Raw genomic sequence first — 19,408 nt, forward strand, 5'->3', positions numbered from 1 at the left:
TCGTCCACTTGTTCAGTGGCACCACGAGGCACCAGAGGACGTAAGGACTGATGTCTGCGATCGGATCGAAGGCGCGGCGCGACCAGATCGTCCACCTCGCCACCACCACCGGTCTGGCGAGCGTCGACGAACTGTCGCAGCTGTTCGGGGTGACGGCCTCCACCATCCGCCGTGACCTGGCCAAACTCACCACCGACGGGCGGCTCGCCCGGACCTACGGCGGCGCGATGGCGCTGTCCGCCCATCCCGAGGCGTCGCTGCGACAGCGGATCGGGGAGGCGTTCGAGGCGAAACGGGCCATCGCCCGGTGGGCCGCCGAGCAGGTGCGGCCCGGCGAGACGCTGCTGCTGGACGCGGGCTCGACGGTGGGTGCGCTCGCCCACGAGTTGCGCACCGCCGAGGACGTCACGGTGGCGACGACCGGGCTGACCGCGTTGCAGGCGCTCGCCGATGTGGAGACCGTTCACGTCGAGTGCCTCGGCGGCACGCTCCGGCCGCTCAGCCAGGGCTTCGTGGGCCCGTTGACCGAGGCGGCCCTGGAGCGGATGACGTTCGACCGGGTGTTCCTCGGCACCGACGGCATCCAGCCCGAACTCGGCATCTGTGAGGCGGATCTGCGCCAGACCCGCCTGAAGGAGCTGATGGCCGAGCGCGCCGACCACGTGTACGTCCTCGCGCACGCGGCGAAGCTGGGACGCCGCCCCTTCCACGCCTGGACCCCGTTGCGCGAGGGCTGGACCCTGGTGACCGACGTCGGCGCCGATCCGGGCGTTCTGGAGGCGTTGCGCGCCCGGGGTGTGAGCACGGTCGTGACCGAACCGCAGACGCACCCCGTCCATCCCCTGTGACCGGTGAGCCGGGGCCGTGGAGTGGTCACTGCTGATCGGATGGAGGGAGGCTGGAGAAGGAGCTGGTCCCGCACGGCGGTCCGCGATCGACGGCAGACCTCGTCCAGGTGGGGCGACCAGCCGAAGGGAGGCAGCCATGAAGGTCGGAGTGCTGACCGGCGGCGGCGACTGTCCCGGCCTCAACGCCGTCATCCGCGGCGTCGTCCGCAAGGGCGTCCAGGAGTACGGCTTCGACTTCGTCGGACTGCGTGACGGCTGGCTCGGCGCGCTCCAGGGCACTGTCGTCCCCCTCGACATCCCCCGCGTGCGGGGCATCCTCCCCCGCGGCGGAACCATCCTCGGCTCCTCCCGCACCAACCCGTTCAAGCACGAGGACGGGCTGAGCCGCGTACAGGACACCCTCGCCGCGCACGACGTCGACGCGCTCGTCGTGATCGGCGGCGAGGACACCCTCGGTGTGGCCACCGAGCTGAGCCATCACGGGATCAGCCTGGTCGGCGTGCCGAAGACCATCGACAACGACGTGTCCGGCACCGACTTCACCTTCGGCTTCAACACCGCCGTCGGCGTCGCGACCGAGGCCATCGACCGTCTCCACACCACGGCCGAGTCGCACATGCGCACCCTCGTGGTGGAGGTGATGGGACGGCACTCCGGATGGATCGCCCTGCACGCCGGCATCGCGGGCGGCGCCAACGTGATCCTCATCCCCGAGCGGCCGTTCGACATCGACCAGGTCTGCGCGTGGGTCCAGGACCGCTTCAAGATCAATTACGCGCCGATCGTCGTGGTGGCCGAAGGGGCCGTCCCCAAGGAGGGGCAGCTGATTCTCAGGGACCAGACGCTGGACGAGTTCGGCCATGTGCGGCTGTCCGGCATCGGTGAGTGGCTGGCCCGGGAGATCTCGGACCGCACGGGCACGGACGCCCGCACCACGGTCCTGGGCCACATCCAGCGCGGCGGCACGCCGAGCCCCTTCGACCGGTGGCTGGCCACACGCTTCGGACTGCACGCCATCGACGCCGTCAAGGACGGTGACTTCGGCACGATGGTGGCCCTGCGCAACACCGGGATCATTCGTGTTCCGCTCGCCGAGGCGACGGCGCGGACCAAGACGGTCGATCCGGCGTTGTACGACGAGTTCGAGGTGTTCTTCGGCTGACCGCTCGTCCGGCCGGCGCCGCCCGCCCAGCCACCCGGCCGGATCGCCGCCGGGCCCGCCTGTCCCCTCAGCCGGGGTGCGGTACGACCGCCACCGGGCAGCGGGCGTGGTGCAGTACGGCGTGGGTGACGGGTCCCAGTCGGCCCTCGGCCGCCCGCGGGTCGGTGCGTCGGCCCACGACGAGCAGGTCCGCTCCCCTGGAGGCGTTCAGGAGTGCCTGCGCGGGGTGGAGCAGGGCGACATCGGGGCGGAGCGCCACCGCCGGGTACTTCTCCCGCCAGGCGCGCAGGGCGTCGGAGAGCTGCTGGACCTCCTGGTCCTCCCAGGTGGCGCGGTCCTCCTCGGTCACGACCACCGTCCGGGGGGACACGGACTCGGCAGGCAGTGCCCATGCCCGTACGACCAGGAGCTCCGCCCCTCGTGCCTCCGCGGCCGAGAACGCGAACCGCGCTGCCTCGTGGACCGGGTGCGCGTCGAACCCGACCACGACCCGGGCCGCACGCGTCCGTTCTCCGAAGGCGTCGGCGGGCCGACGGGGCACCACCACGACGGGGCAGGCAGCCGCTGCAGCCACCCGCAGGGCCACCGAGCCGACCGCGAGCCCGTCGAAGCCGCCCGTCCCGCGTGTGCCGACGACGAGGAGACCCGCACCGTGCGCCGCGGTGAGCAGCGTCGCGGCCGGGGCGTGATCCGACTGTTCCCGGCGCACCTCGACGTCCGGGTGGCGGGCGGCGAGAGCGTCGGCCTCCCGCTGGAGCATCCGTTCACCGACGTGACGCAGCGTTTCCGCGGCCTGTGCCGGTACTCCGACGCCCGGAAGCGAGGGAGAGGCGTGGACGAGGAGCAGTGGAACGCCCCGCAGGGCCGCCTCCCGCGCCGCCCAGTCGGCCGCGGCCGAGCCGCCCGCGGAACCGTCGACGCCCGCCAGCACAGGGTGACTCATCGTGCCCTCCTCCACCCGCCGGCAGGTCGCCGGCGACACACCCGCCGGGGCTCCTGTCTCCACTGTTCCACGGGTCTTCACTGTCCACGGGCGGGTCGGGCGGCCGGACGGATGTGTCATCGGGCCGTGCGGGGAGCACGATGGAAGCTGACGAGCCGGCGGACACGTACAGGCCACGCTTCGGGTCGGTGGACGGCCGGCAGGCGGAAGGAGTGCCCGCGATGAGCGAAGGCGCATGGCCTCCCGCGGACCTCGGCCCGGCGGGTCTCCGGTGGACGGAGGGCGAGCCGTCGCAGCCGAGCGGGCTGATCGATCTCCTCTCCGTCGCGGCCGTCCTGCTGGACGCCGAGGGACGGATCGTCCTGTGGAGTCCCCAGGCGGAGGAGCTGTACGGCTACGCGGCCGAGGAGGCGCTCGGACAGTACGCGGCCCGGCTGCTGGTGCACGAGGAGGGCTGGGACTGGGTGGTCAAGACGTTCGCCCAGGTCATGGAGACCGGCCGGTGCTGGGCGGGCGCGTTCCCGATCCGGTGCAAGGACGGCAGCTCACGGCTGGTGGAGTGGCGCAACATGCGGCTGCTCGACGACCAGGGCGACTTCTACGCCCTCGGGCTCGGCGCCGACTCCCCCACGCTGCGCGAGGTCGAGCGGGACGTCGCCCTGTCCACCCGGCTGATCTCCCAGTCCCCCATCGGGATCGCCATCCTCGACGCCGAGCTGCGGTACGTGGCCGTCAACCCCGCTCTGGAGCGGATCCACGCTCTCCCCGCGCGTTCCCACCTCGGCCGCCACTACCGCGAGATCATGAGCGCCAGGGAGTTCGAGGTGGCCGAGGCGGCGATGCGGCAGGTCGTCGAGACCGGGGTCCCGCTGATCGAGCGGTCCCCCATCGTCGGCCGCACCCCGGCCGACCCGGAGCACAAGCACGCCTGGTCCATCTCGGTGTACCGGCTGGAGGACACCCAGGGCCGGATCCTGGGTGTGGCCGAGCTGGTGATGGACGTGACCGAGCGGTACCGGTCGGCAGTGGAGGCCACGGAGACGCGGCGGCGCCTGGCTCTCATCGCCGACGGCTCCGCCCGTATCGGCACCACGTTGGACGTCGAGCAGACGGCCCGGGAGCTGGCGGACGTCACCGTGCCCGCCATCGCCGACGTCGTCGCCGTCGACGTGCTCGACTCCGCCGTGAACGACCACCGCCGTCCCACCAGAGTCGGCGCCGCGGTCTTCCGTGCGCTCGCGGTGAAGGCCGCCTACCCCACCGACGCCGTCCACGCGGCGGATCCGCCCGGCCACATCGCCACCTACGGTGCCGACCGTCTGGCCACCCGGTGTGTGCGCACCGGCCGGCCCATCCTGGTCCGTCACACCCGGGACGACGACCTGACGCGGATCGGCCGCGACGAGCACGCGGCCACGCTGCTGGCCCGTGCCGGTGTGCACTCCTACCTGGCCGTCCCGCTGGCCGCCCGCGGCAGCGTTCTCGGCTTCCTGGGACTCATGCGCGCCCGCGAGCCACGGCCCTTCGACGAGGACGACCTCGCGATCGCCACCGAGCTGGCCTCCCGGGCCGCGGTGTGCATCGACAACGCGCGCACGCACCAGAGCGTCCGCAGCGCGGCCGAGGCCCTGCAGCGCAGCCTGCTCCCCGACCATCCGCCCCGTCTGCCCGGCCTGCAGATCGCCTCCCGCTACCAGCCCGCACAGGCCGCCTACGAGGTGGGCGGGGACTGGTACGACGTTCTGCCGCTCGGCGGTGACAGGACGGCCCTCGTCGTGGGCGACGTCATGGGCAGCGGCATCGAGGCCGCCGCCGCCATGGGCCGTCTGCGTACCGCCACGGCCGCCTTCGCCGACCTCGATCTCGACCCCGCGGACGTCCTCCAGCGCCTCGACACGATCACCTCACGCCTGGAGCAGTACATCGCCACCTGCGTGTACGCCGCCTACGACCCCCACCGCGCCGAGTGCCACATCGCCAACGCCGGCCACCTGCCCCCCGTCGTCGTACGCGGCGGCAGGCACCCCGAACTGCTCGACCTGCCCACGGGCACCCCCCTCGGCGTCGGCGGTGTCCCCTTCGACACCACCACCGTCGGCCTCGGCCCCGGTGACCATCTGGTCCTGTACACCGACGGACTCGTCGAGACCCGCCGCCACCCCCTCGACGAACGCCTCGGCACCCTCGTCGATCTCCTCGACGGGCCGTGCTCCTCCCTGGAGGAGACCTGCGACCGGCTCCTCCTCGAACTCCGGCAGCCGGGTGACTCCGACGACGTCGCCCTGCTGATAGCCCGCGCGCGGACGTTCGCGCCGCACCGCGCGGACAGCCGCCGCTAGGTGCGCCGTACGGCCCTGGGCCGGTCCGCGCCGCGCCCGGATGCGGTCGCGCGCCGATCGGGGCAGCCTGGGACAGAAGGCTGCCGCCGCCGAGGGGCGAAGGAGGAGTTGATCGCGATGACAACCCCCCGAACGCCCGACGGCCCGGTCCGGGTGAACGCGGTGCTGGACGCGCCGCTGTCCCGGTGGCTGTGGCTGGTGAAGTGGATCCTGGTGATCCCTCACGCCGTGCTGCTGTTCTTCCTGTGGATCGCCTTCACCGTGGTGAGTGTGATCGCGTTCTTCTGCATCCTGTTCACCGAGCGCTATCCACGGGCCCTGTTCGACTTCAACCTGGGTGTCCTGCGCTGGACCTGGCGGGTCGCCTACTACTCGTACGGCGCCCTGGCCACGGACCGGTACCCGCCCTTCAGCCTGGGCGCGGAACCCGACTACCCGGCGCGACTGGACGTCGTCTACCCCGAACGGCTCTCCCGCGGCCTGGTCCTGGTGAAATGGTGGCTGCTGGCCATCCCGCACTACATCGTCATCGGCTTCTTCGTCGGCGGCTTCCACCTCGCCTGGTGGGACGGCGGGCTCGTCGGCGTGCTGACGCTGATCGCCGCCGTGGTCCTGGCCTTCACCGAGCGGTATCCCAGGGACCTGTTCGACCTGGTGGTCGGCCTCAACCGGTGGGTGCTGCGGGTGGCCGCCTACGCCGGCCTGATGACGGACACCTACCCGCCGTTCCGCCTCGACATGGGCGGCGCCGAACCGAGCACCGCGAAGAGTCTGTAGTGACCGAGGGCGGGCCGGGATTCAGACCGGGGTCACCTCGACCGGCAGCTTCTTGATGCCGTTGACGAAGTTGGAGCGGACCCGGGGGACGTCACCAGTCAGCCTGATGTCCGCGATCCGCGGGATCAGCTCCTCGAACATGATGCGGATCTCGGTACGCGCGAGCAGGTTGCCCAGGCACAGGTGGGGGCTGCCCTTGCCGAAGGTGACGTGGTCGTTGTGGGCGCGGGTGACGTCGAAGTCGTAGGGGTCGCCGAAGACCTCCTCGTCACGGTTGCCGGAGGCGAACCACATGACCACCTTGTCGCCCTCCCTGACCCGCCTGCCGCCGAGTTCGACGTCCCGGGTCGCGGTGCGGCGGAAGTGGTAGACCGGGGAGGCCCAGCGCAGGAACTCCTCCACGGCCGCCGGGATCAGGGACGGGTCGTCCTTGAGCCTCGCCAGCTGTTCCGGGTGCTGCAGCAGCGCCAGCATCGAGTGGGAGATGGTGTGCCGTGTGGTCTCGTTGCCGGCCACGACCAGGAGCAGGAAGTAGTTGTCGAAGTCCCGCGCGGACAGCGGGACCCCGTCGCGCGGGGTCGTGTTGACGAGCTTGGAGACCAGGTCCGTGCCGTCGCCGCCGCGCCGCTGCCTGGCCAGCTCGCGCCCGTACTCGAAGACCTCGATGGACGCCGGGGAGCGGAACGGCAGGTCGCGGTACCGCTCGCTCTCCTCGCTGTGCAGCAGCACGTCGGCGTAGTCGGGGTCGGTGTTGCCGATGATGCGGTTGCCCCAGTCGATGAGCCGCTGGTTGTCCTCCGGCGGCACGTCCAGCAGGCGGGCCAGGACGTTTATGGGGAAGTCCGCCGCGACGTCGGCGACGAAGTCGAAGCTGCCCTTGGCCAGGGCCGCGTCCAGGGTTGTGGCCGTCAGGCCGCGCAGGAAGTCGCCGTAGCTGTTGATGACGCCGGCGCCGAACTGGCGCTGGATCACGCTGCGCAGGGCGCGGTGACGGACGCCGTCCAGCTCCAGGATGGAGGCACGCTTCTTGATCTGGTCCTCGTCGACCTCCTCCAGGTTGACGAACCTCGTGGAGGTGAACGTCTCCGCGTCCCGGTCCACGCGGGCGATGTCCGCGTGCCGGGTCACTGCCCAGAAACCGGAGTTGGGGGCCTCGTCCGGCTGCCAGTGGACCGGATCCTCGTGGCGCAGGGTGTGGAACATGCGCCACGGCGTGATGCCGTCGGTGAAGTTGTCGAGATCGGCGAGGTCCACCCGGTCGAGCGGCAGGGGTTCGTCGAGTGCGGCACGCAGCTCGGCCCGGGTCGTGGGCACGGCGGGGACGGCGGGGCTGGTCATGGTGTCGGTCTCCTGGCGAGGGCTTCGGCGGGGCGTAGGGGCGTACGGGACGTGGGGGCCGTACGAGGCGCACTCAGAGGTGGTAGGCGTACTCGGTGAACTCCCAGTCCGTGACGTGCCGGCCGAAGCGTTCGAGCTCGTTCCGCTTGTAGGTGAGGAAGGAGGTGGTGAAGTCCTTGCCGAGGACGTCGGTCAGGGCGGTGTCCGCCTCCAGTGCGTCCAGCGCGGCGGACAGGTGCGTGGGCAGCAGGGCGGAACGGCCGGTGTCGTAGCCATAGCCCTCCAGCGGGGCGGGCGGTTCCTCGCCCGCCTCGACGCCGAGCAGGGCGGCGGCGATCGTGCCCGCGACGAGCAGGTAGGGGTTGGCGCCGGCGTCGCCGAGGCGGAGCTCGATACGGGCGGCGCTTCCCCGCTCCGGCGGGATGCGGACCATGGCGCTGCGGTTGTCCAGGCCCCAGTCGATCAGCCAGGGGGCCAGAGTGTCGGGCCCGAAGCGTTTGTAGGAGTTCACGGTCGGATTGGCCAACGCCGCGAGCGCGGGAGTGTGGGCGAGGATGCCGGCGACGGCGTGTCGGGCAGTCGCCGAGAGGCCGTACGCGTCCGCCGGGCCGTCGAAGGCGTTGTTGCCCTCGGCGTCCTCGCAGGACAGATGGATGTGGAAGCCGGAGCCGCCGGCGTCGCCGAAGGGCTTGGCCATGAAGGTGGCGAGCCTGCCCTCCTTGCGGGCCAGTTCCTTGACGGCCGCCTTGAAGCGGAAGGCGCGGTCGGCGGCGTCCAGGGCGTCGGAGTGGGTCAGGTTGATCTCGTACTGGCCGCCGTCGAACTCGTGGTTGCCGGTGACGACGCCGAGGCCGAGGTCGCGCAGCTGCCGCAGGGTGCGCAGCAGATGGTTGTCCGGGTCGGCGCGCAGGCCCGCCGTGTAGATGGCGCCGGTCGTCTCGGGGGCGCGGCGCCAGCCGGTGGGCGTGCCGGGGGCGGCCTCCAGCAGGTAGTACTCCAGCTCGGGGCCGACGACCGGGCGCAGCCCCTGCTCGGCGCACCGTGCCAGGACGGCGCGCAGCAGGTCGCGCGGGGACTCGGCGGCCGGAGTACCGGTCAGCGGGTCGCTGACCTCGCCGAGACAGGTGGCGACGCCGGGCTCCCAGGGCAGCGGTGCCGCCGTGGCCAGGTCGGGGCGCACGCACACGTCCGGCAGACCGGCGTCCAGACCGCCCGCGACCGGGACCACGTCGCCCTGGGGGGTGGTGTGGTAGACGGCGCGGCAGAAGGCCAGCCCGTGCTCGGCTGCCGACGGCAGGTGGTCCAGCAGGACGTCGCGGGCGCGGTCGGTGCCGATGAGGTCGGGGTACGTCACCCGGACCACGTCGACGCCGTCGGCGGCGAGCCGCTCCATGTGCCGGCGGATGTCTGAGGTGTCGGATGCGCTCACCGGTGACTCCTTGAGCGGAAGGGAGGGGGCGGTGCGGGGGCCCGCCTATCGTTTGGTCCCAAACGGTAGGGAGAAGAATCGCCACTCCACAAGAGAGCGGGTCGAAAAAACTTATCCACATGGACAGGTATTGACCAGCCTCAAGCGGCTTCCTATGTTGTTTGAAGCCAAACGAGTTCACTCAGGAGGACCGCCATGAAGGTCGTCGTCGACATGAACAAGTGCCAGGACCACGGACAGTGCGTCTTCGCGGCCCCGGACGTCTTCTCGATGGACGACGACGGACACCTGCGGTACGTCTCCGAACCGGACGACGGGCTCCGCGACGAGGTCGAGGAAGCCGCGGATGTGTGTCCACTGCAGGCCATCCGGATCGAGGGCTGAGGTCCATGACCGGACGCGTAGTCGTGGCGGGCGGCTCGTTGGGCGGTCTGCGTGCCGCCGAGCAGTTGCGCGCCGCGGGCTGGACCGGGGCGATCACGGTCGTCGGCGACGAGCCCCACATGCCCTACAACCGACCTCCGCTGTCCAAGGAGGTCCTGGCGGGCAAGGCACCCTTCGAGTCGCTGGCCTTCACCCCGAAGGCGGCCGCCGCCGACGTCGAGTGGCGCCTCGGCGCGAAGGTCGTCGCGGCCCGGCTCGACGGGCGGACCGTCACCCTCGACGACGGCTCGACGCTCTCGTACGACGGGCTGGTCGTCGCCACCGGCATGCGCCCCCGGCGCCTGCGCTGCCCCGGCCCGCGCACCGGACGTCACACGGTCCGTACGCTCGCCGGCGCCCAGGGGCTGCGCGACGCGCTGATCCGGCCCGGTGCGCGAGTGGTCGTGGTGGGTGCCGGGTTCATCGGCTGCGAGGTCGCCGCCACCGCTGTGGGACTCGGCGTGCGCGAGGTGACCGTCGTCGATCCGCTGCCCCTGCCCATGGTCGGACCGCTCGGCGAACTGCTCGGCCGCGCGCTGCTGAAGCGGCACGACGAGCGCGGGGTGCGGTTCGTGCTCGGCACGGGAGTCGCCGGGTTCGAGGGGGACGAGCGCGTGACCGGCGTCGTGCTCGCCGACGGCACCGCGCTGCCCGCGGACGTGGTGGTCGAGTCGGTCGGCTCGGTCGCCAACGTCGAGTGGCTGGGGGGCAACGGCCTCGACCTCTCCGACGGCGTGCTCACCGACGGGCTGCTGCGGGCCGGAGGGCGGCCGGAGGTCGTCGCGGTCGGTGACGTCGCCCGCTTCCCCAACGCCCGCTACGACGGCGTACCCCGCCGCGTCGAGCACTGGTCGATGCCCACCGACACCGCCAGGCAGGCGGCGAGAACGCTGGTCGCTCATCTCGTCGGCGCGGGCGCCGAGTTGGCGCCATTCGCACCGCTGCCCACCTTCTGGAGCGACCAGCACGAGTTCCGGTTGCAGTCGTTCGGTGCGCCCGGCCTCGGCCTCGATGACGTACGGGTCCTGGACGGCGACCCGCACGGCGACGTCCTGGTCGGTTACCACACCGGGGGCCGACTGGTCGGTGTCGTGGCGCTCGGTGGCCAGAACGCCGCCCTGGCTGCCGCCCGGTACCGCGCCCAACTGCTGAAGCAGCCCGCTCTCACCGCGTAAGGAACCCCCGCCATGTCCTCAGTTCGTGGTTACTTCCATCCCAAGACGGGGACGGGTACCTCGTCGCTGATTCCCTCACCGCCGTGGCGGTACTCGGGTGACCTGTTGACCGTCGAGTACCGGACCGATCCGGCGCGCGTGCGGGAACTCCTGCCGGAACCCCTGGAGTTGGCGGACGAGGATCCGGGTGCCGTCGCGCTGGTCTGGGCCGACTGGCAGTCGTGCTCGCAGTCGGGGACGGAGCTGCTCGATCCGGTGCTGTCCCAGTACAAGGAGGCCTTCGCGGTCGTCCGCTGCACGTACAAGGGACAGACGTACTCGCGCTGCGTCCACATCTGGGTCGACAAGGACTTCGCGATCGCGCGGGGGCTTCACCAGGGCTATCCCAAGAAGCTCGGGTCCATTCATCAGACGCGTCCGCACCCGTACGGGCCCGCTCCTCGGATCGAGGCGGGGGCACGGTTCGGTGCCACGCTGGCCGCGGCGGACCGGCGCCTCGCCCAGGCCGTGGTCACCCTGCGGGAGCCGTCCGGCACGAACGGGTTCGTCAACGGGCACCCCATGGCGCACCACCGGTGGCTGCCGTCCATCGAGAAGGGCAAGGGGCTGGCGCTGGACGAGCTGGTCGAGTCCGGGGCCGCGTCGTTCGAAGGCGGTCAACCGTGGGTTGGCGACGCGGAGTTGCAGCTGTTCGAGGCGCCGACGGAGGAGTTGGCCCGGCTGGAGGTGCGGGAGCCGATCGCCGCGTACTACCGGCAGGTCGGTGTGGTTTGGGATGGGGGGCGGTTGCTGGAGGCCGGTACGTCGGAAGCGTCTGCCGAGTGATGCGGGTGGCGGGCTGCGGGTCCGCCGTGGCGTGTCGCGCCCGCGCGGCGGAGCCGCATATCGGTACCGCCCCGCGCCCCTACGGAGTTGCGATCCCCTTCTCATGAATGGAGCCCTTCCCATGCCCGACAAGATCGTCGTCGCCGGTGTTTCCGTCGACACCCGGCACTGGATCGGTGGTCGCCGGGTCGCCTCCGGCGACACCTTCACCGACAGCTCTCCCATCGACGGCAGCACCATCGGCGAGATCGCCCGCGGTGGACCCGCCGAAGCGGAGGCCGCCGTGGCCGCCGCCCGTGAGGCCTTCCCCGCATGGGCCGCCACCCCCCGCGCCGAACGCGCCCGCCTTCTCCACGCCATCGCCGACGGAGTCGAGAAGCGCCTCGAAGAGCTCGCCATCGTCGAGACCACCGACAACGGTGCCCTGCTGCGCTCCCACCGCCGGGGCGTGATGCCCCGCGTCGCGCACAACTTCCGCTTCTTCGCGGACTGGCTGCTGAAGCTGGCCCACGACGACTTCGACACACGCGGCCACAGGAACCACGTCGCGTGGGACCCGGCGGGCCCGAGCGTCCTGATCACCCCGTGGAACGCCCCCCTGATGCTGGCCACCTGGAAGGTCGCCCCCGCCCTCGCCGCCGGCAACACCGTCGTCCTCAAGCCCGCCGAGTGGTCCCCGCTGACCGCCTCGCTGCTCGCGGACATCGCCACCGAGGCAGGGCTGCCCGCCGGGGTGCTGAACGTCGTCCAGGGCTACGGCTCCGAGATCGGCGACGCCCTCACCTCGCATCCGGACGTGCGCAGGATCAGCTTCACGGGCTCAGTGCCCACCGCCCGGCGGATCGCGCGGTCCGCCGCCGCCAACCTGACCCCGCTCAGCCTCGAACTCGGCGGCAAGTCCCCGCTGTTGGTGTTCGCCGACGCCGACCTGGACCTCGCCGTCGACCTCGCTGTGGAGCAGTACGACAACGCCGGACAGGTCTGCCTCGCGGCCACCCGCATCCTGGTCGAGGAGCCGGTCGCCGAGGAGTTCACGCGCCGGTTCGTCGAGAGGGCCACCGCACTGAAGCAGGGCGACCCGCGCGACGAGGCCACCGGCATAGGGCCGACCATCCACCCCCGCCAGCTGGAGAAGATCGACGGCTTCGTGCGGCGGGCGCTCGCCGCCGGAGCCCGCGCCGTCATCGGCGGACACCGGAACGACGGCCAGGACAACGACGGCCAGTACTACACGCCGACCCTGCTCACCGATGTCGCCCAGGACGCGGAGATCGTCCAGGAGGAGGTCTTCGGCCCCGTCCTGACCCTCCAGACCTTCACCACCGAAGAAGGGGCCGTCCGCCTCGCCAACGACACCCGCTTCGGTCTGGCCGCCACCCTCGCCACGGGCGACCCCGAGCGCGCCGAACGCGTCACCGCACGGCTGGTCGCGGGCACCGTCTGGGTCAACTGCTTCTTCGTACGCGACCTTCAGGCCCCCTTCGGCGGTGCCCGCCACTCCGGTGTCGGCCGCGAGGGCGGCACCTGGAGCTTCGACTTCTACTGCGACGTCAAGAACACGGTGACCGCCCCGAAGGGATGGCAGGACCATGGGTGAGATCGTCGGGGCGGGACTCCTCGCCCACGTCCCCACCATCGTGCTCCCGAAGGAGGACCGGCTGGAGCTCAACGAGGGCAAGGAGATCACCCTCGTCACCGGTCTTCAGCAGCTCCGCCAGGACGTCTTCGAACGCGACGACTACGACACCGTCGTCGTCCTCGACTCGCACTGGGCCACGACGGTCGAGTTCGTCGTGACCGCACAGGCGCGCCGGGCCGGTCTGTTCACCTCCGAGGAGCTGCCGCGCGGCATGTGCCGGATGCCGTACGACTTCCCCGGCGACCCCGAACTCGCCCAGAACATCGAGAAGTTCGCCGACAAGCACGGCACGTGGATCACCGCGATCGACGACGACTACCTGCCCATCTACTACGCCACCATCAACCTCTGGAAGTACCTGGGCGAGGGGCTGCCCGACAAGCGGTGGGTGACCATCGGCGTCTGCCAGACCGGCGACATGGAGGACCACCTGCGCCTCGGCCGGGCGCTCGCCGACGGCATCGCCGCCACCCCCGGCCGCCGCGTCCTGCTCATCGCCTCCGGCGCGCTCTCCCACACGTTCTGGCCGCTGCGCGAGCTGCGCGACCACGAGGCGAGCGACCCGGTGCACATCTTCACGCCCGAGGCCCGCGAGGCCGACCGCGAGCGCATCGCCTGGTTCAAGGAGGGCCGCCACGACAAGGTCCTCGGCACCATGGACGAGTTCTGGACGTACAAGCCCGAGGCGAAGTTCTTCCACTACCTGATGATGGCCGGTGCCCTCGGCGAGCGGCGTTGCGTCGCCAGGGCCCGTCAGTACGGCGAGTACGAGAACTCCATCGGCACCGGCCAGGCGCACCTGTGGTTCGACCGTCCGGCCGACGGCTGGACCGGCACTCGTGTGCCCGCCGCCCCGTCCGCGCACAGCACCGAGTCTCCGCGCAGCCCCGTCTGAGGAGCCCCACCATGCCCGAACACCGCCGCATCCTCCTGGACGGCGCCGCCGTCCAGGTCACCGTCGACGGGGACGAACTCGTCGCCGGGGACGGCCGCCGCGTCAAGGCGGAGGACGCCCAGCACCTGCCTCCCGTCGTTCCCTCCAAGGTCATCGCCGTCCACCTCAACCACCGCAGCCGCGTGGACGAGTTCCGGATCGACCTGCCCGACACGCCCACCTACTTCCACAAGCCGACCTCCTCCCTCAACTCCCACAAGGGCGCGATCGTCCGCCCCGAGGGCTGCAAGTGGCTCAACTACGAGGGCGAGGTCGCCATCGTCATCGGCAGGACCGCGCGGAACATCTCCCCGGCCGAAGCGGGCGCGTACGTCGCCGGCTACACCGTCGCCAACGACTACGGTCTGCACGACTTCCGGGACACCGACGCCGGCTCCATGCTCCGCGTCAAGGGCTCCGACACGCTCTGCCCGCTCGGCCCCGGCCTGGTCACCGACTGGGACTTCCACGGCAAGAGACTGCGGACGTACGTCAACGGCCAGGTGGTGCAGGACGGTTCGACCGACGAGATGAAGTGGGACATGCACTACCTCGTCGCCGACATCGCCCGCACCATCACCCTCTTCCCCGGCGACGTGCTGCTGTCCGGCACCCCCGCCAACTCCCGGCCCGTCCAGCCCGGTGACGTCGTCGAGGTCGAGGTCGAGGGTCTCGGCCGGCTCACCAACCACGTCGTGACCGGGCCGACGCCCGTCCGCACCGACGTCGGCGCCCAGCCCACCGAGTCCGAGGAGGTCCTGTCCACCGCGCTCGGCGGCGACTGGGAGTTCCGCGGCATCCGCCCGCCCAGGCGCTGATGACTCTCGTCCGGGCAGGCAGCGGCCGCCCGGGCCCGTGCGGGTAGGGTCACCGGCATGACCGAGTCCGCCCGCGGCTCCGGGAACCGGCAGCCACGCAAGCGCCTGCACTACGGCGAGGGCCGCGAAGCCCTGCTGAACGCCGCCGTGCGGGTGGTGGCGCGGGGTGGGCTGCGCAAGCTCACCTACCGGGCTGTCGCGGAGGAGGCCGGGGTCACCCACGGCCTCGTGGTGCACCACTTCGGTTCGCGCGACGCGCTGATAGAGGAGGCTCTCGCCCACACGATCCGCACCTCTCTGAGCACCAGCGCCCTCGAACCGGGCACCGGCAAGATCGCGGACTTCTCGACAGGCCTGTCCGACATGGTCGTGGCGGACCCGGACACGCAGGCGTTCCAGTACGAGCTGCTGCTCGAGTCGCGCCGCAGGCCGGAGCTGCTGCCGCAGATCCGCGAGCTGTACGACGAGTACTTCGACGCCGCCCGGCGGGAGCTGGGCCGGATGCTGCCGGCCGGCGCGGACAAGGCACTGACCCGCCTGGTCTTCGCCGCGCTGGACGGTCTGGTGCTGCATCAACTCGTCCTCGGCGAGCGCGAGGTCACGGACGCGGCCCTGGAGCAGCTGCGCTCCCTGCTGAGGCTCCTCGAAGCCCACGGCGGCGACACCACCGACGAATCCCGCACATGACCCGCTGAGCTGCGCTTTTCATGGCCCCGGGCGTGCCTGCGTCCGGGGTCTTCGCCGTATGCGCGGCGAACCTCGTTCGACCCCGAACGTAAGCACGGAAATCTCCGCCGACCCCCTTGTCAAACGGATAGTTCCCACCCACCATGAGGCAACTCGTTTGGCCCGAAACGAACCCCATCCCTCCCCGTCCCCGACAGGTGATCCGAGTGGACAGTCAGACGGCTCTCGCCCCGCACACCACGCATGACGCATCCCCGGCAGGCAGGCTCAAGCCCGATTCCCTCGGCGTCCTGGGCATCCTCTTCTTCGTCCTCTCCGCCCAGGCACCGCTGACCGGTATCGCCGGAGCCGTCCCCATCTCCGTCGCCCTGGGCAACGGGGCCGGCACCCCCGCCGCGTATGTCGCGGCCGGCCTCGTGGTCCTGCTGTTCTCCATCGGCTTCGTCGCCATGGGCCGCCACGTCGTGGACGCCGGCGCCTTCTACACCTACATAGGCAAGGGGCTGGGCCGCACGACCGGCTCCGGCAGCGCCGGTGTGGCTCTCTTCGCCTACTGTGCGATCCAGGCGGCCATGTACGGGCTCTACGGGGCGACGGTGAGCGGACTCGTCGGGCACTACGCCGGCGTACACGTCGCATGGTGGGTCTGGACCCTGGCGACCATGGTGATCGTCCAGGTCCTCGGTGCCGCCGGGATCGAGATGGGAGCGAGGGTCCTCGCCGTCTTCGTCCTGGCGGAGTTCAGCATCCTGATCGCCTTCGCCCTCGTGAGCTTCTCCAAGGGCGGCGGCCCCGACGGGCTCGGCTTCGCGGACAGCTTCTCGCCCCGCGCCGCGCTCCAGGGCGCTCCCGGAGTGGCGCTGATGTTCGCCGTGGCGTCGATGTTCGGCTTCGAGGCCACCGCCATCTACGGCGAGGAGGCCCGGGAACCCAGAAGGACCGTTCCGCGTGCCACCTACCTGTCGGTCGCGGTGATCACCTGTTTCTTCGCCTTCACCTCGTGGATGCTGGTCTCCGCTCACGGCGCGGCGTCGGCGACGGCCGAGGCGGGCAAGGCGTTGGAGTCCGGCGACGCCACGTCCTTCGTCTTCGCGCCCATCGCGGCACAGTTCGGCGCGTGGACCGGCGACGTGCTCCCTGTCCTGCTGGCCACCTCACTGTTCGCCGGCATCCTGGCGTTCCACAACTCCGCCAACCGCTACCTGTTCTCCCTGGGCCGTGAAGGTCTGCTGCCGCACGGGCTGACCGCCATCAACCGGCGCCACTCCCCCTGGGTGGCCGGCGTCGTCCAGTCGGTGATCGCGTCGGCCCTGGTCATGCCGTTCGCGCTCCTGGGCAAGGACCCGGTGCTGACCCTCTTCTCCTGGTTCAGCGGTGTGGCCGTGCTGGGGATCATGCTCCTCTACTTCCTCACCTCCGTCTCCGTGGTCGTGTACTTCCGTCGCTCCCGTGCCGACACCCGGATCTGGAACACGCTGGTAGCACCGGTTCTGGGCGCGTTCGGCATCGCCGGCGCGATCTGGCTCATCATCGAGAACTTCACCACGCTCATCGGCGGCGATCCGACCACCGCCGCCTGGCTCCAGCTCACCGTCCCCGCGGTGCTGGTCGTGGGACTCGTGGTGGCGCGGCTGACCCGGCGCGGGCGCACCATCGCGGACGCGGAGGAGAGCTGATGCGGGCCCTCGCCCACGACGACCTGTTGCGCCGTGCCGAGGATCTGGACCTGCCCGACCGGCACCACATCGACGGGAGGGACGAGCCGGGCGGGGGCACCACGTTCGCGGTCGTCTCCCCTCGCGACGGACAGGTCCTCGGCGAGGTCGCCGACGCCCGGCCCGCCGAGGTCGACCTGGCCGTGGCCGCCGCGCGCCGGGCCTTCGACTCCGGGCCCTGGCCACGCCTCGCGCCCGCCGACCGCGGCCGGATCCTGCTGCGCGTCGCCGAACTGCTCGAAGAACGACGGGAGCAGCTCGCGCTGACCATCACCCTGGAGATGGGCAAACCGATCACGGACGCGTACGAGATCGAACTGCGGGCCGCGATCAACACCTTCCGCTGGTACGGACAGTTGGCCGGGAAACTCACCGACGAGTCGCCCCACACCTCCCCGGACGCCCTGGCCCTGGTCACCCGGGAGCCGGCGGGCGTCGTGGGCGCCGTCGTCCCGTGGAACTTCCCGCTGACGCTGGCGAGCTGGAAGGTGGCGCCGGCACTGGCCGCTGGATGCACGGTCGTCCTGAAGCCGTCGGAGAACTCGCCGCTGTCCGCCCTGCTGCTGGGCCGGATCGCCACCGAGGCCGGGCTGCCGCCGGGCGTGCTCAACGTGGTGACCGGAGACGGTCCGGTGGCCGGCCGCGCGATCGGGCTGCACCCCGATGTGGACGTCCTGGCGTTCACCGGCTCCACGGCGGTCGGCCGCCACTTCCTGCGCTACTCGGCCGACTCCAACCTCAAGCGCGTGTGGCTGGAGCTGGGCGGCAAGTCACCGAACATCATCCTCCCCGACGCCCCCGACCTGGAGAAGGCCGCCGCGACCGCGGCCTGGGGCATCTTCTTCAACCAGGGCGAGATGTGCACCGCCCCCTCCCGGCTGCTCGTGCACTCCGCCGTGGCCGAACGCGTCACCGAGGCGATCGTCGCCCGCGCCCGGGAGCTGCGGGTCGGTGATCCGCTGGACCCGGCGACGGAGATGGGCGCGATGGTGGGCGCGAGCCACCTGGACCGCGTCCTCGGCCACATCGGCACCGGCGTCGAGGAAGGCGCGCGTCTGCGGGCCGGCGGGGAGCGCGCGCTGGCCGGGACCGGCGGCAGCTTCCTGCGGCCCACCGTCTTCGATCACGTCCACCCCGGCACGCGGCTGGCCCGCGAGGAGATCTTCGGGCCGGTCCTCGCCGTGCTCACGTTCGACGACGTCGAGGAGGCGGTACGGCTGGCCAACGCCACCGAGTACGGCCTCGCCGCCGGCCTGTGGACCTCCGACCTGTCCACCGCGCACCGGGTCTCGCGGGCGCTCAAGGCCGGCACCGTCTGGGTCAACTGCTACGAGGAGGGGGATCTGACCGTCCCCTTCGGGGGTGTGAAACAGTCCGGCAACGGCCGCGACAAGTCCGCCCACGCCATCGAGAAGTACACGGACCTCAAGACCACGTGGATCCAGCTGTGACACGGCCGCTGATCGCCGTCCCCGCCCGTTTCTCGGCCACGGCGTCCGCGCTGCGCCACGCCGCCGAGGTCAACCCCCGCGCGCTGGTCGAGGCCGTCTGGCGGGCCGGCGGTGAACCGGCGGGCATCCATCCGGCGGACCGCGAGGTCGCCTCCCGCCTCGCCCGCTTCGACGGCGTCCTGCTGCCCGGCGGCGGCGACATCGCCCCGCACCGCTACGGCGCCGACGCCACCCATGACAGCGTGTACGACGTGGACGGGACGCAGGACGCCTTCGACCTGCGAGTCGCGCGTGTCGCACTGGACTTGGGCCTGCCCCTGCTCGCGATCTGCCGCGGCCTCCAGGTCGTCAACGTCGCCCTGGGCGGCACCCTGGAACAGGACATGGGCGGCCCGGAGGGCGCACACCGGCACGTCGTGCACCCGGTGGCCATCCGGCGCGGCACCCTGCTGGAGCGCGCGACCGGTGCGCAGAAGGTCGACGCGTCCTGCTTCCACCACCAGCGGGTGAACGGTGTCGCGGCCGGCCTCGCGGTCACCGCGTGGGCCGCCGACGGCACCGTGGAAGGCCTCGAACTTCCCGGGGCGGCCGGCTGGTTCAGCGCCGTCCAGTGGCATCCCGAGGACACCGCCCACGAGGATCGGGCCCAGCAGGGGATCTTCGACGCCCTCGTACGAGCCGCCCGGAAGCGACAGCACGTGGGTGCGCTTTACGACATTTCCCAGGAAACACCGGCCGACCGCGGCCAAGAAGAGATAACCCCCTCACAACATTGAACAACCAGCGCAATCCGTGCCCAAATTGTGCACCCCTCGGGCATGTAACGCGGACGCATTGCACGACGCTGGATTACACGGGCTCTCCCTTCGAGGGGCAACCCAGAAGTCGCGCCATACCCCCACCGC

The 19,408-nt window shown here is 71.3% G+C and carries 17 protein-coding genes; 14 read left to right on the plus strand and 3 right to left on the minus strand.

Annotated features, from left to right (window positions below):
• The first annotated feature begins 50 nt into the window (after positions 1-50).
• Both AB0959_RS35360 and AB0959_RS35365 read left to right on the plus strand, forming a co-directional pair.
• Positions 51-848, plus strand: a complete 798-nt coding sequence (locus tag AB0959_RS35360) for a DeoR/GlpR family DNA-binding transcription regulator (RefSeq protein ID WP_366830827.1) — start codon at positions 51-53, stop codon at positions 846-848.
• A 136-nt stretch (positions 849-984) separates the two neighbouring features.
• Positions 985-2,010 carry a 6-phosphofructokinase gene (locus AB0959_RS35365; RefSeq protein ID WP_366830828.1) on the plus strand — a complete coding sequence of 342 codons (1,026 nt, stop codon included), beginning with the start codon at positions 985-987 and terminating at the stop codon, positions 2,008-2,010.
• Positions 2,011-2,077: 67 nt separating this feature from the next.
• Here AB0959_RS35365 and AB0959_RS35370 read toward each other — a convergent pair whose 3' ends face one another.
• Positions 2,078-2,953: a universal stress protein gene (locus tag AB0959_RS35370; RefSeq protein WP_366830829.1), complete on the minus strand. Its 876-nt coding sequence runs from the start codon at positions 2,951-2,953 to the stop codon at positions 2,078-2,080.
• A gap of 221 nt (positions 2,954-3,174) precedes the next feature.
• Between AB0959_RS35370 and AB0959_RS35375 the strand changes: the two genes are divergently transcribed.
• The gene (locus tag AB0959_RS35375; RefSeq protein ID WP_366830830.1) at positions 3,175-5,292 is read left to right on the plus strand and encodes a SpoIIE family protein phosphatase; all 2,118 of its coding nucleotides are present in this window, start codon (positions 3,175-3,177) and stop codon (positions 5,290-5,292) included.
• A gap of 117 nt (positions 5,293-5,409) precedes the next feature.
• Positions 5,410-6,069 carry a DUF4389 domain-containing protein gene (locus AB0959_RS35380; protein ID WP_366830831.1) on the plus strand — a complete coding sequence of 220 codons (660 nt, stop codon included), beginning with the start codon at positions 5,410-5,412 and terminating at the stop codon, positions 6,067-6,069.
• Positions 6,070-6,090: 21 nt separating this feature from the next.
• Here the strand turns inward: AB0959_RS35380 and AB0959_RS35385 are convergent, their stop codons facing one another.
• Positions 6,091-7,407, minus strand: coding sequence for a cytochrome P450 (locus AB0959_RS35385; RefSeq protein ID WP_366830832.1), 1,317 nt, complete (start codon positions 7,405-7,407; stop codon positions 6,091-6,093).
• Between the two features lie 73 nt (positions 7,408-7,480).
• Entirely contained in the window at positions 7,481-8,836 is a 1,356-nt protein-coding gene (locus AB0959_RS35390) for a glutamine synthetase family protein (RefSeq protein WP_366830833.1), read from the minus strand.
• A 195-nt stretch (positions 8,837-9,031) separates the two neighbouring features.
• Between AB0959_RS35390 and AB0959_RS35395 the strand changes: the two genes are divergently transcribed.
• The 10 genes from AB0959_RS35395 to AB0959_RS35440 all read left to right on the plus strand — a co-directional run bounded on the left by AB0959_RS35395 (position 9,032) and on the right by AB0959_RS35440 (position 19,279).
• Positions 9,032-9,220, plus strand: coding sequence for a ferredoxin (locus AB0959_RS35395; protein ID WP_366830834.1), 189 nt, complete (start codon positions 9,032-9,034; stop codon positions 9,218-9,220).
• A 5-nt stretch (positions 9,221-9,225) separates the two neighbouring features.
• Positions 9,226-10,434 (plus strand): FAD/NAD(P)-binding oxidoreductase, encoded by a 1,209-nt coding sequence (locus AB0959_RS35400; protein ID WP_366830835.1) that lies wholly within the window; start codon positions 9,226-9,228, stop codon positions 10,432-10,434.
• Between the two features lie 12 nt (positions 10,435-10,446).
• On the plus strand, positions 10,447-11,259 hold the full coding sequence (locus AB0959_RS35405) for an acetoacetate decarboxylase family protein (RefSeq protein ID WP_366830836.1): 813 nt from the start codon (positions 10,447-10,449) through the stop codon (positions 11,257-11,259).
• A 121-nt stretch (positions 11,260-11,380) separates the two neighbouring features.
• The gene (locus AB0959_RS35410; RefSeq protein ID WP_366830837.1) at positions 11,381-12,856 is read left to right on the plus strand and encodes an aldehyde dehydrogenase; all 1,476 of its coding nucleotides are present in this window, start codon (positions 11,381-11,383) and stop codon (positions 12,854-12,856) included.
• Complete coding sequence (locus AB0959_RS35415) at positions 12,849-13,793, plus strand: 3,4-dihydroxyphenylacetate 2,3-dioxygenase (protein WP_366830838.1); 945 nt, start codon at positions 12,849-12,851, stop codon at positions 13,791-13,793. Before AB0959_RS35410 ends, AB0959_RS35415 begins: the two co-directional genes overlap by 8 nt.
• A gap of 11 nt (positions 13,794-13,804) precedes the next feature.
• The gene (locus AB0959_RS35420) at positions 13,805-14,650 is read left to right on the plus strand and encodes a fumarylacetoacetate hydrolase family protein (RefSeq protein ID WP_366830839.1); all 846 of its coding nucleotides are present in this window, start codon (positions 13,805-13,807) and stop codon (positions 14,648-14,650) included.
• Between the two features lie 57 nt (positions 14,651-14,707).
• Positions 14,708-15,337, plus strand: coding sequence for a TetR family transcriptional regulator (locus AB0959_RS35425; protein WP_366830840.1), 630 nt, complete (start codon positions 14,708-14,710; stop codon positions 15,335-15,337).
• 206 nt (positions 15,338-15,543) lie between these two features.
• Entirely contained in the window at positions 15,544-17,013 is a 1,470-nt protein-coding gene (locus AB0959_RS35430; protein WP_366830841.1) for an APC family permease, read from the plus strand.
• Positions 17,013-18,503: an aldehyde dehydrogenase gene (locus tag AB0959_RS35435; protein ID WP_366830842.1), complete on the plus strand. Its 1,491-nt coding sequence runs from the start codon at positions 17,013-17,015 to the stop codon at positions 18,501-18,503. Before AB0959_RS35430 ends, AB0959_RS35435 begins: the two co-directional genes overlap by 1 nt.
• Positions 18,500-19,279, plus strand: a complete 780-nt coding sequence (locus AB0959_RS35440) for a gamma-glutamyl-gamma-aminobutyrate hydrolase family protein (protein ID WP_366830843.1) — start codon at positions 18,500-18,502, stop codon at positions 19,277-19,279. The genes AB0959_RS35435 and AB0959_RS35440 overlap by 4 nt, the downstream gene beginning before the upstream one ends.
• Positions 19,280-19,408 lie beyond the last annotated feature (129 nt).

The organism is Streptomyces sp. NPDC046862 (genome assembly GCF_040704615.1).
In the GTDB taxonomy this organism is placed as follows: Bacteria; Actinomycetota; Actinomycetes; order Streptomycetales; family Streptomycetaceae; genus Streptomyces.

Bases quoted from the DNA above. Each gene is read 5' to 3' on its own strand.
- AB0959_RS35360 (WP_366830827.1), top strand. From the start codon at position 51: ATGTCTGCGATCGGATCGAAGGCGCGGCGCGACCAGATCGTCCACCTC.
- AB0959_RS35365 (WP_366830828.1), top strand. From the start codon at position 985: ATGAAGGTCGGAGTGCTGACCGGCGGCGGCGACTGTCCCGGCCTCAAC.
- AB0959_RS35370 (WP_366830829.1), bottom strand. From the start codon at position 2,953: ATGAGTCACCCTGTGCTGGCGGGCGTCGACGGTTCCGCGGGCGGCTCG.
- AB0959_RS35375 (WP_366830830.1), top strand. From the start codon at position 3,175: ATGAGCGAAGGCGCATGGCCTCCCGCGGACCTCGGCCCGGCGGGTCTC.
- AB0959_RS35380 (WP_366830831.1), top strand. From the start codon at position 5,410: ATGACAACCCCCCGAACGCCCGACGGCCCGGTCCGGGTGAACGCGGTG.
- AB0959_RS35385 (WP_366830832.1), bottom strand. From the start codon at position 7,407: ATGACCAGCCCCGCCGTCCCCGCCGTGCCCACGACCCGGGCCGAGCTG.
- AB0959_RS35395 (WP_366830834.1), top strand. From the start codon at position 9,032: ATGAAGGTCGTCGTCGACATGAACAAGTGCCAGGACCACGGACAGTGC.
- AB0959_RS35400 (WP_366830835.1), top strand. From the start codon at position 9,226: ATGACCGGACGCGTAGTCGTGGCGGGCGGCTCGTTGGGCGGTCTGCGT.
- AB0959_RS35405 (WP_366830836.1), top strand. From the start codon at position 10,447: ATGTCCTCAGTTCGTGGTTACTTCCATCCCAAGACGGGGACGGGTACC.
- AB0959_RS35410 (WP_366830837.1), top strand. From the start codon at position 11,381: ATGCCCGACAAGATCGTCGTCGCCGGTGTTTCCGTCGACACCCGGCAC.
- AB0959_RS35415 (WP_366830838.1), top strand. From the start codon at position 12,849: ATGGGTGAGATCGTCGGGGCGGGACTCCTCGCCCACGTCCCCACCATC.
- AB0959_RS35420 (WP_366830839.1), top strand. From the start codon at position 13,805: ATGCCCGAACACCGCCGCATCCTCCTGGACGGCGCCGCCGTCCAGGTC.
- AB0959_RS35425 (WP_366830840.1), top strand. From the start codon at position 14,708: ATGACCGAGTCCGCCCGCGGCTCCGGGAACCGGCAGCCACGCAAGCGC.
- AB0959_RS35435 (WP_366830842.1), top strand. From the start codon at position 17,013: ATGCGGGCCCTCGCCCACGACGACCTGTTGCGCCGTGCCGAGGATCTG.